Below are 10,354 nucleotides of genomic sequence, written 5' to 3'. Positions count from 1 at the left end.
CCCCCCCCCCGCGCCCGCAGGGCGCTCCCGCCGCAGGCGGAAACGGACCCGCACCCGGAGGGTGACCCGTACAACAGCGCCGCCCCAACACGCGCCGCTAACGTCACCACCATGAACCCCCCGTCCAACACACCCGCATGACCCCGGTCGTCGCCGCAGCTGTCCTCATCGCCGCCGTCACCCACGCCAGTTGGAACGCCATCGCCCACGGCATCAGGGACCAGTTGCTCGCCTTCACGCTCGTGGGCGGCGGTGGTGCGGTCTGCGGGCTCGTCCTGCTGCCGTTCGCACCGGCGCCCGCCGGGGGCGCGTGGCCGTACCTCGTGGCCTCGGCCGTGGTGCACGTCGTCTATCAGCTGTTGCTCATGCGGTCCTTCACGCTCGGCGACTTCGGGCAGATGTACCCGATCGCCCGCGGCAGCGCGCCGCTCGCGGTCACCGCGCTCGCGGCGGCCTTCGCCGGTGAGGTGCCGAACGGATGGCAGCTCGCCGGGGTCGCCGTCGCCTCGGCCGGTCTGGTCGGCGTCGCCCTGTGGGGCATCCGCGGCAGCGGTACGCGACCGCACTGGCCGGCGATCACCGCGGCGCTCGCCACGGGCCTCGCGATCGCCTCGTACACGGTTGTCGACGGCCTCGGCGTCCGCGCGTCCGGCTCACCGCTGGGCTACATCGCCTGGCTGATGATCCTCGAAGGCCTCGCGATCCCCGCGTACGCGCTGTCCGTCCGCAAGGACCTGCTCACCGCGCTCCGCCCTTACGCGGTACGGGGGTTGCTGGGCGGCCTGCTGTCCGTCTTCGCGTACGGCCTGGTGCTCTGGGCCCAGACCCGCGCCGAGCTCGCGCCCATCGCCGCCCTCCGCGAATCCTCGATCATCGTGGGCGCGGCGATCGGCGCGGTGGTCCTGAAGGAACGCTTCGGAGGCCCGCGGATCGCCGCGGCGGGCCTGATGGTGGTGGGCATCGGCCTGATGCTCACGGGCTGACGACCGCCTCAGGAAAACCGGCCCGTCCGGCGTGAGGACGAGACGTGGCCCCGACCCTGAGAGGATGGAGCCGTGACCGGAACGCTCGTACTCGCAGGTACCCCCATCGGTGACGTCGCGGACGCACCCCCGCGGCTCGCCACAGAGCTCGCCGCCGCCGAGGTGATCGCCGCCGAGGACACCCGGCGGTTGCGCCGACTCACCCAGGCGCTCGGCGTGCACACCACCGGCCGGGTGGTGTCGTACTTCGAGGGCAACGAGTCGGCCCGTACGCCCGAGCTCGTCGAGGCGCTGGTCGGCGGCGCGCGGGTGCTGCTGGTCACCGACGCGGGCATGCCCTCCGTCTCCGACCCCGGCTACCGCCTGGTCGCCGCGGCCGTGGAGAAGGACATCAAGGTCACGGCCGTGCCGGGCCCCTCCGCGGTGCTGACGGCGCTTGCGGTGAGCGGCCTGCCGGTGGACCGGTTCTGCTTCGAGGGCTTCCTGCCCCGCAAGGCGGGCGAGCGGCTCGGCCGCCTGCGCGAGGTCGCGGACGAGCGCCGGACGCTGGTCTACTTCGAGGCGCCGCACCGGCTGGACGACACCCTCGCCGCCATGGCCGAGGTGCTGGGCGCCGACCGCCGGGCCGCGGTCTGCCGCGAGCTGACCAAGACCTACGAAGAGGTCAAGCGCGGCCCCCTGAAGGAGCTGGCCGCCTGGGCGGCCGAGGGCGTGCGCGGCGAGATCACCATCGTGGTGGAGGGCGCCGCCGAGCCCGGCCCGCAGGATCTGGACGCCTCCGAGCTGGTGCGCAGGGTGCGGGTGCGCGAGGAGGCGGGGGAGCGCCGCAAGGAGGCCATCGCGGCCGTGGCTGCGGAAGCAGGCCTACCCAAACGAGACGTGTTCGATGCCGTCGTAGCGGCAAAAAACGCCGCCCAGCAGGGCCCATCGGAGGGTAAAGGGCTATCGTGAAAAGCAAAGCTTAGGCCTCGCTGCCAGGCACTTTGGACAGTGCGCCGCCAAGTTTGCCCCAATTCGGGACAGGCCTGGTGCGTCTTCGCCGGGAAGGGCGTTCCCTGTACGTGGGACGTCCGATCCCGGAGAGACTTGTCCTCAGGACAAGAGGAGCTGCCATGAGCGAGATCGCAGGAACCTCGAGCGGTGTCCGGCCGATAGCCACCCGGCCCCCGGTGCCCGCGCAGGGCACATCCGAGCCCGCGCACGAGTCGTACGCCTTCGCGTGCATGCGCTGCGGACACGGCTGGGAGCAGTCGTACGAGATCCAGCACCACACGGACGCCGACGGTCGGCCCTTCGTGATCTATTACGCGGACGGGCAGCGCGTGCCGTCCCCGCTGACCAACCCCACCTGCGAGAACTGCGGCGAGCACGTCGTGCGCATCATGCGGTCCGGCCGCGTCTCCCAGATCGCCGAGGTGCTGCACCGGCCCGCCAACTCGGCCGTGCCCGTCACCGCCAAGGCCCCCGCGGCCGCGCCCGCCGAGTCCGGCGAGGAGACTCCGGAGCACGCCGAGCACCACTGGCACCTGTCGGACCTGCTGCACCCCTTCCACCACCGGAAGTGAGCCCGGTCCGCCGCGATCTCTAGAATCGCGTGCATGGCGGCGACAGCATCGAACAGCGGCAACTCCGGCGGCAAGCGGAATCAGAACGACAAGGACGTCCCTCCGCCGCTCCCGGAGCCGCTGGCGGTGCCCGTGGCCGACTCCCACACCCATCTGGACATGCAGGGCGACTCCGTCGAGGACGCCCTGGCCAAGGCCGCGTCCGTCGGCGTGACCACGGTGATCCAGGTGGGCTGCGACGTGGCGGGCTCCACGTGGGCGGCCGAGACCGCCGCCGCCCATGACGCCGTCTGGGCCGCGGTGGCCCTGCACCCCAACGAAGCCCCCCGCATCGTGCTCGGCGACCCCGACGGCTGGTCCCGGCAGGGCGCCCGCGAGCCCGGCGGCGACGCCGCCCTGGACGCGGCCCTGGAGCGCATAGACGCACTGGCCGCGCTGCCGCACGTCCGCGGCGTGGGCGAGACCGGCCTCGACTACTTCCGCACCGGCCCGGAGGGCATGGCCGCCCAGGAGCGGTCCTTCCGCCGCCACATCGACATCGCCAAGCGCCACGGCAAGGCCCTGGTCATCCACGACCGCGAGGCCCACGCCGACGTCCTGCGGGTCCTGGAGGAGGAGGGCGCGCCCGAGAAGGTCGTCTTCCACTGCTACTCCGGCGACGCCGAGATGGCCAAGGTCTGCGCCGAGGCGGGCTACTACCTGTCGTTCGCCGGGAACGTCACCTTCAAGAACGCCCAGCACCTGCGCGACGCACTCGCCGTGGCCCCCCTCGACCGGATCCTGGTGGAGACCGACGCGCCGTTCCTGACCCCGATGCCGTATCGCGGACGGCCCAATGCGCCGTACCTCATTCCGGTCACTTTGCGCGCGATGGCCGGCTACCGCGGCATCGCGGAGGACGCCCTGGCCACGGCGGTCGCCGAGAACACCGCAAGGGCGTTCGGTTACTGACGCATGGGTGTGCGACACAGTGTGACAATCTGACTTTGGAGAGTGACGCTCCCTCCGATACAGTCCCGGGCCGATAGCTCGACCCAGGGGAGTGTCGCGTGACTCATGCACCGGGCAGCCCCCGTGCCGCACGCCGCGGTGCGGCGGAAGCACCGCTCTACGACCTGTACGACCCGTACGAGCCGGCCGTGCCGTACGGGACCTACACCCCGTACGGGCCCTTCGACGAGCCCACCGACCGCTACGGGATATACGACCCCCCGGTCACCGGCCCCTACGACCCCTTCCTGCCCGAGCCCCGGGAGGCCGGGCCGTACGAGCCGCAGGACCTCCAGGAGCTGCCGCACCTGCCACGCCAGCCCCTGGCCCCGGAGGCGCCCGCCGAGCCCGCCGCCGTCCCGGATGCCCCGGGCGGCCCCGAGGGCCCGCAGCCGCCCCGCGGCGACCGCGCCGCCGCCCGCCGGGCCGCCGGGCGCCGCAAGCGGACCGGCGAACGCCCCGACGCCCTGCGCCGCCTGCTGCCCCAGGCCCTCGTCGTGGCCTTCCTCGCCGGAGGCACGTCCTCCTTCGTCGCCTCCGACAAGACCGTCCGCCTGGACGTCGAGGGCACCACCCGCACCCTGCACACCTTCGCCGACGACGTCGACGAGCTCCTCGCCGACCAGCACGTCGCCCTCGGCGCGCACGACGCCGTCACCCCCGGCCACCACCACGACCTCACCGCGGGCGACGAGATCACTGTCCGCTACGGGCGCCCCGTCGCCCTCACCCTCGACGGCCGGCACCACCAGGTGTGGACCACCGCCCGCACCGTCGACGACGCCCTCCGCGAGCTCGGCGTCCGGGCCGAGGGCGCGTACCTCTCCACCGCCCGCACCGCCCCCATCTCCCGCCACGGCCTCGACCTGAACGTGCGCACCGAGCGCACCGTCACCTTCATGGCCGACGGCCGCGAACGCACCATCCGCACCAACGCCGCCACCGTCCACGAGGCCGTCGAAGCGGCGGGCATCAGCCTGCACGGCCAGGACACCACCTCCGTCGACCCCGACAGCTTCCCCCGCGAGGGCCAGACGATCTCCGTCATGCGGATCACCGGGAGCGAGGAGGTCCGCGAGACCCCCATCGAATTCGACACCGAGCGCCACGAGGACCCCACGCTCTACAAGGGCACCGAGGTCGTCACCCAGCGCGGCGAGGAGGGCGTCGAACGCACCACGTACGCGCTGCGCATCGTCAACGGCGTCAAGCAGAAGCCCAAGAAGATCGGCGCCGAGACCGTCCGCGAACCCCGCACCGAGATCGTCAAGGTCGGCACCAAGCCCCGCCCCACCGGCGTCCAGGGCGCCGAGGGCCTGAACTGGCACGGGCTCGCCCAGTGCGAGGCCGGCGGGCGGCCCGACGCCGTCGACCCGTCCGGCACCTACGGCGGCCTCTACCAGTTCGACGTCCACACCTGGCAGTCCCTCGGCGGCGCCGGCCGGCCCCAGGACGCGCCCGCCTCCGAGCAGACCTTCCGGGCCAAGAAGCTGTACGTCTCCCGGGGGGCGAGCCCGTGGCCCGTGTGCGGCCGTAAACTTCACGGGTGAGCTCCAGCCCCAGCACAGACGATTCCGGCGCCCTGCTCGGCCCCGCAGACATCCGCGAGCTGGCCGCAGCCTTGGGGGTACGCCCCACCAAGCAGCGCGGCCAGAACTTCGTGATCGACGCCAACACGGTCCGGCGCATCGTCCGGACCGCCGAGGTGCGGCCCGACGACGTCGTCGTCGAGGTCGGACCCGGGCTCGGGTCGCTGACCCTCGCCCTGCTGGAGGCCGCCGACCGGGTCACCGCCGTGGAGATCGACGACGTGCTCGCCGCCGCCCTCCCTGCGACCATCGCCGCCCGGCTGCCCGCCCGTGCCGACCGCTTCGCACTCGTGCACAGCGACGCCATGCAGGTCACCGAGCTGCCCGGCCCCGCGCCCACCGCGCTCGTCGCCAACCTGCCGTACAACGTCGCCGTCCCCGTCCTGCTGCACATGCTGGCGCAGTTCCCCAGCATCGAGCGCACCCTCGTCATGGTCCAGGCCGAGGTCGCCGACCGCCTCGCCGCCGCCCCCGGCTCCAAGGTCTACGGCGTTCCGTCGGTGAAGGCCGCTTGGTACGCGCATGTGAAGCGGGCCGGGTCCATCGGGCGGAATGTTTTCTGGCCTGCGCCGAATGTCGACTCCGGGCTTGTGTCTCTTGTGCGGCGTGAGAAGCCGATCGAGACGACGGCGAGCCGGGCGGAGGTCTTCGCGGTGGTGGATGCGGCGTTCGCGCAGCGGCGCAAGACGCTGCGCGCAGCGCTGTCCGGCTGGGCGGGGTCCGCTGCGGCGGCGGAGGCGGCGTTGGTCGCCGCCGGTGTTTCGCCGCAGGCGCGCGGCGAGGCGCTGACGGTGGACGAGTTCGTGGCGATCGCGGAGCACAAGCAGTAGCCGTCGGGTGCGGGTGTGTCGTGCTTTCGGTGGGGTGGCCTCAATCGCCGGCCGGGCTGGGGTGGTGGCTGGACCGGGGGCGGGTCCTCCGGGCCGGGAACCTGGAACGCGGTGCGTGTGCGGTGAGGCGTATTGCGTGCCGTGACGACGCACCGCGTTCCAGAACCCCACCCTCCGGCCCCACCCCCTCCGCCGGATCCAGCCCGTCCGGCGATTGAGGACGCGCCCGCAGGGCGCTGGGGGTCCGGGGTCTCCCCGGTTTCGGGAAGGGGCGGGGTGGGGGAAAGCCCGCCGCAGGCGCCAACCCACCCGCACCCGAACGGGCCGGCCCCCAGGGGCCGTCGTAACATCGCCACGCCACCGACCCGAGGAGCCCACCCGTGACCGTCACCGTCCGCGTACCCGCGAAGGTCAACGTCCAGCTCGCCGTGGGCGGCGTGCGCCCGGACGGATTCCACGACCTCGCCAACGTCTTCCTCGCAGTCGGCCTGTACGACGAGATCACCGTCACCGAGGCCGACGAGCTCACGATCACCTGCGCGGGACCGGACGCGGCGCAAGTTCCCCTCGACGCCACCAACCTCGCGGCGCGCGCGGCGCTCGCCCTGGGCGCGCGCCACGGCCGCGAGCCCAGGGTGCACATCCATATCGCGAAGGACATCCCCGTCGCGGGCGGCATGGCGGGCGGCAGTGCCGACGGCGCGGGCGCGCTGCTCGCCTGCGACGCGCTGTGGGGCACGGGCGCGCCCCGAGAGGAACTGCTCGACATCTGCGCGGAGTTGGGCAGTGACGTGCCGTTCAGCCTGGTCGGCGGGGCGGCGCTCGGGCGTGGCAGGGGCGAGATCCTCACGCCCCTCCCCGTGGGCGGCACTTTCCACTGGGTCTTCGCCGTCGCCGACGGCGGGCTCTCCACGCCGGCCGTCTACGCCGAGTGCGACCGCCTGAGGGTCGCCTCCGGCACGGGCGCCACGTCGGCCGACGTGCCCGACCCCGAGCCCTCGCCCGCCCTCCTCGAAGCCCTCCGCACGGGCGATCCGCTGGCCCTCGCAGCCTCCGTCTCCAACGACCTCCAGGCCGCGGCGGTCTCCCTGCGCCCCTCCCTGACCGCGACGCTGTCGGCGGGTACGGAAGCGGGCGCGCTGGCCGCGATGGTCTCCGGCTCGGGCCCGACGACGGCATTCCTGGTACAGGACGCCGAATCCGCGGAGAAGGTGGCTGCCGCGCTCAGCGCCTCCGGTACGTGCCGGGCCGTACGCGTTACGTCCGGACCGGTGGCGGGTGCGACCGTGCTGTAACCCCGTTCACCCGTGCGGGGAGAATTCCTTCGAATTGGGCTTGTATGCGGCTTGCCCGGCCTAGCCTCCGTTGGTACCGACAGAGGTACGAAGGGCAAGGGTGCCGTGATGGGCGAACTCTCCCAGCCGCCGATGGCGTGGCGGCTGTCCGGAAACCAGGTCAAGCTGTGGCGGACCGAAGCGAATGTCTCTCGCGAGGAGCTCGCGGAAGAGGCGGGGTACGGGCCGGAAACCATCAAGTCCATGGAGCAGGGGAGGCGGCGGCCGACCAGGCATCTCCTTGAGATCGCCGACGAAATGTGCGGCGCGAAGGGGAAGTTGGTGGCCGCGCATCCGTATCTGGAGCCGGATCGGGCTCTGGTGCGCACGGACGAGTACATGGCCATCGAGGCTGAAGCGATCGCATTCGACTGGTACGAAGTGCTACTCATCCCCGGCCTGTTGCAGACCGAGGAGTATGCGCGCGTTCTCATGTCCAGTCACTGCCCGCCTGTGGACGACAACACTGTCGAGGCGCGAGTGGTTGCCCGTCTGGAGCGCCGGGAGCTGCTGAAGAAGACGACGACGCTGTTCAGTTTCGTGATCCACGAGGCTGCGTTGAGGGGCATGGTGGGTGGCCCCGAAGTGATGAGGGGGCAACTCCACCACCTCGTGGGAGTCGGCGAGTTGCGCAACGTATCGATCCAAGTGCTGGGCATTGGGCAAGGTGCCGTCCCGGGGATCGATGGCCCGTTCATCCTGCTGGAGACTTCCGACCACAGGCATTACTGCTACGGAGAGGCGCAGGTGGGCAGCATGCTGCACGCGGACCCGGAGAGGGCGAGTGCGCTGAGGAAGCGCCATCCCATGATCCGCATGCGCGCTCTCGACGAAGTGGACTCGGCCCGATTCATCAGAAGGGTGGCAGAAGAACTATGAGCACCGAGCTGGCATGGTTCAAATCCAGCTACAGCGGCACCGAGGGCAGCGTGTGCGTCGAAGTTGCCGCCCTCTCCCACGCCGTCCACATACGTGACTCCAAGCGCAAGGACGGCCCCAGAATCACCATAGGCCCCCACGCCTGGGAAACCTTCATAACCTACGCCGCCACCACGGCCGGAGCGTAGGCCGCCGCCTTCGGTGCGGGTGCGGACCCGCACCCGCACCCACTCCGGCAAAAAACTACGCGTCCTCCGCCAACTCCAGCCAGCGGAGCTCCAATTCGTCGCGCTCCCCCGCCAGCTCGCGCAGCTCCGCGTCGAGCTTCGCCACCGCCGAGAAGTCCGTCGCCTGCTCCGCGATCTTCGCGTGCAGCTTCGTCTCCTGGTCGCTGATGCGGTCGAGGCGGCGCTCGATCTTCTGGAGCTCCTTCTTCGCCGCGCGGGAGTCACTGGCCGAGGAGACCTTCTGGGGCACCGGAGCGGCAGCGGGAACCGCAGCCTCGATGACCCGCTGCCGCCGCTCGAGGTATTCGTCGAGGCCGCGCGGCAGCATCCGCAGGGCCTGGTCGCCGAGCAGGGCGTAGACGCGGTCGGTGGTGCGCTCGATGAAGTAGCGGTCGTGGCTGATGACGACCATGGAGCCGGGCCAGCCGTCGAGGAGGTCCTCGAGCTGGGTCAGCGTCTCGATGTCGAGGTCGTTGGTGGGCTCGTCGAGGAAGAGGACGTTGGGCTCGTCCATCAGCAGGCGCAGGATCTGGAGGCGGCGGCGCTCACCGCCGGAGAGGTCGCCGACGGGCGTCCACTGCTTCTCCTTGGTGAAGCCGAACTTCTCGCAGAGCTGCCCGGCCGTCATCTCCCGGCCCTTGCCGAGGTCGACGCGGTCCCGCACCTGCTGGACGGCCTCCAGGACCCGCTTGGCGGGGTCGAGTTCACCGACCTCCTGCGAGAGGTAGGCGAGCTTCACCGTCTTGCCGACGACGATCTTCCCGCCCGCGGGCTGCCGCTCGCCCTGCGTACGGGCCGCCTCGGCGAGCGCGCGCAGCAGCGAGGTCTTGCCCGCGCCGTTGACGCCGACGAGACCGATGCGGTCGCCGGGGCCGAGCTGCCAGGTCAGGTGCTTGATCAGCTCCTTGGGCCCGGCCTGCACGGAGACGTTCTCCAGCTCGAAGACGGTCTTGCCGAGCCGGGAGTTCGCGAACTTCATCAGCTCTGCGGTGTCGCGCGGCGGCGGCACGTCGGCGATCAGCTCGTTGGCCGCCTCGATGCGGAACCGCGGCTTGCTCGTACGCGCCGGGGCGCCGCGCCGCAGCCAGGCGAGCTCCTTGCGCATCAGGTTCTGCCGCTTGACCTCCTCGGTCGCGGCGATGCGCTCGCGCTCGGCCCGGGCGAAGACGTAGTCGCTGTAGCCGCCCTCGTAGTCGTGGACGTCACCGCGCTGCACGTCCCACATGCGGGTGCAGACCTGGTCGAGGAACCAGCGGTCGTGGGTGACGCACACCAGCGCCGAGCGGCGGGCCCGCAGGTGGGAGGCCAGCCAGGAGATGCCCTCGACGTCGAGGTGGTTGGTGGGCTCGTCGAGGACGATCATGTCCTGCTCGGCGATCAGCAGCTTCGCGAGCGCGATCCGGCGCCGCTCACCACCGGAGAGCGGGCCGATGACCGTGTCCAGACCCTGCTCGAAGCCGGGCAGGTCCAGCCCGCCGAACAGCCCCGTGAGCACGTCGCGGATCTTGGCGTTGCCCGCCCACTCGTGATCGGCCATGTCGCCGATCACCTCGTGCCGGACGGTGGCCTTCGGGTCGAGGGAGTCGTGCTGCGTGAGCACGCCGAGGCGCAGGTGTCCCGCGTGGGTGACGCGGCCCTTGTCGGCGGTCTCCAGCTTGGCGAGGATGCGGATGAGCGTGGTCTTGCCGTCGCCGTTGCGGCCGACGACGCCGATCCGGTCACCCTCATTGACACCGAGGGAGACGCCGTCGAGGAGTGCACGGGTGCCGTACACCTTTTCGACGGCTTCCAGATTGACGAGGTTGGTGGCCATTCCGCTCCTGCTCTTGCGCTTATGGGTGATCGGCTTCCCAGGGTAGTCGGCGCCGTCTGGTGCGGGTCCGTCGCGCCTGCGGCGGGCTTTCCCCCACCCCGCCCCTTCCCGAAACTGGGGCTCCGCCCCAGACCCCGGTCCTCA

10 protein-coding genes are annotated in these 10,354 nt (G+C 71.5%); 9 read left to right on the top strand and 1 reads right to left on the bottom strand.

The annotated features are described in order from the left end of the window. The first annotated feature begins 137 nt into the window (after window positions 1–137). The 9 genes from ABD269_RS07035 to ABD269_RS06995 all read left to right on the top strand — a co-directional run bounded on the left by ABD269_RS07035 (window position 138) and on the right by ABD269_RS06995 (window position 8,358). Entirely contained in the window at window positions 138–983 is an 846-nt protein-coding gene (locus ABD269_RS07035; RefSeq protein WP_301886906.1) for a DMT family transporter, read from the top strand. A 72-nt stretch (window positions 984–1,055) separates the two neighbouring features. Further along, on the top strand, window positions 1,056–1,934 hold the full coding sequence (gene rsmI / locus ABD269_RS07030) for a 16S rRNA (cytidine(1402)-2'-O)-methyltransferase (protein ID WP_301886908.1): 879 nt from the start codon (window positions 1,056–1,058) through the stop codon (window positions 1,932–1,934). A 161-nt stretch (window positions 1,935–2,095) separates the two neighbouring features. Then, window positions 2,096–2,548 (top strand): hypothetical protein, encoded by a 453-nt coding sequence (locus ABD269_RS07025; protein WP_301886909.1) that lies wholly within the window; start codon window positions 2,096–2,098, stop codon window positions 2,546–2,548. A 33-nt stretch (window positions 2,549–2,581) separates the two neighbouring features. Beyond that, a complete protein-coding gene (locus ABD269_RS07020; protein WP_344116979.1) occupies window positions 2,582–3,499 on the top strand; it encodes a TatD family hydrolase in 918 nt (305 codons plus the stop codon). Window positions 3,500–3,597: 98 nt separating this feature from the next. After that, window positions 3,598–5,088 carry a resuscitation-promoting factor gene (locus tag ABD269_RS07015; protein WP_344116978.1) on the top strand — a complete coding sequence of 497 codons (1,491 nt, stop codon included), beginning with the start codon at window positions 3,598–3,600 and terminating at the stop codon, window positions 5,086–5,088. Then, window positions 5,085–5,957, top strand: coding sequence for a 16S rRNA (adenine(1518)-N(6)/adenine(1519)-N(6))-dimethyltransferase RsmA (rsmA, locus tag ABD269_RS07010; protein WP_301886915.1), 873 nt, complete (start codon window positions 5,085–5,087; stop codon window positions 5,955–5,957). The genes ABD269_RS07015 and rsmA overlap by 4 nt, the downstream gene beginning before the upstream one ends. A gap of 380 nt (window positions 5,958–6,337) precedes the next feature. Further along, window positions 6,338–7,252 carry a 4-(cytidine 5'-diphospho)-2-C-methyl-D-erythritol kinase gene (locus tag ABD269_RS07005; protein ID WP_344116977.1) on the top strand — a complete coding sequence of 305 codons (915 nt, stop codon included), beginning with the start codon at window positions 6,338–6,340 and terminating at the stop codon, window positions 7,250–7,252. 108 nt (window positions 7,253–7,360) lie between these two features. Next, the gene (locus ABD269_RS07000; protein ID WP_344116975.1) at window positions 7,361–8,170 is read left to right on the top strand and encodes a helix-turn-helix domain-containing protein; all 810 of its coding nucleotides are present in this window, start codon (window positions 7,361–7,363) and stop codon (window positions 8,168–8,170) included. Then, window positions 8,167–8,358 (top strand): DUF397 domain-containing protein, encoded by a 192-nt coding sequence (locus ABD269_RS06995; protein ID WP_344116973.1) that lies wholly within the window; start codon window positions 8,167–8,169, stop codon window positions 8,356–8,358. Before ABD269_RS07000 ends, ABD269_RS06995 begins: the two co-directional genes overlap by 4 nt. A gap of 55 nt (window positions 8,359–8,413) precedes the next feature. Here the strand turns inward: ABD269_RS06995 and ABD269_RS06990 are convergent, their stop codons facing one another. Beyond that, window positions 8,414–10,210, bottom strand: coding sequence for an ABC-F family ATP-binding cassette domain-containing protein (locus ABD269_RS06990; RefSeq protein ID WP_301886920.1), 1,797 nt, complete (start codon window positions 10,208–10,210; stop codon window positions 8,414–8,416). Window positions 10,211–10,354 lie beyond the last annotated feature (144 nt).

It is taken from the genome of Streptomyces blastmyceticus (assembly GCF_039521185.1).
GTDB lineage: Bacteria > Actinomycetota > Actinomycetes > Streptomycetales > Streptomycetaceae > Streptomyces > Streptomyces blastmyceticus.
The sequence above is the reverse complement of the archived record's forward strand: the minus strand, read 5'-3'. Positions and strand labels throughout refer to the sequence as shown.

Excerpts from the sequence above, each read along its gene's own strand:
- ABD269_RS07035 (WP_301886906.1), top strand. The coding sequence starts at position 138 with ATGACCCCGGTCGTCGCCGCAGCTGTCCTCATCGCCGCCGTCACCCAC.
- ABD269_RS07025 (WP_301886909.1), top strand. The coding sequence starts at position 2,096 with ATGAGCGAGATCGCAGGAACCTCGAGCGGTGTCCGGCCGATAGCCACC.
- ABD269_RS07020 (WP_344116979.1), top strand. The coding sequence starts at position 2,582 with ATGGCGGCGACAGCATCGAACAGCGGCAACTCCGGCGGCAAGCGGAAT.
- ABD269_RS07000 (WP_344116975.1), top strand. The coding sequence starts at position 7,361 with ATGGGCGAACTCTCCCAGCCGCCGATGGCGTGGCGGCTGTCCGGAAAC.
- ABD269_RS06995 (WP_344116973.1), top strand. The coding sequence starts at position 8,167 with ATGAGCACCGAGCTGGCATGGTTCAAATCCAGCTACAGCGGCACCGAG.
- ABD269_RS06990 (WP_301886920.1), bottom strand. The coding sequence starts at position 10,210 with ATGGCCACCAACCTCGTCAATCTGGAAGCCGTCGAAAAGGTGTACGGC.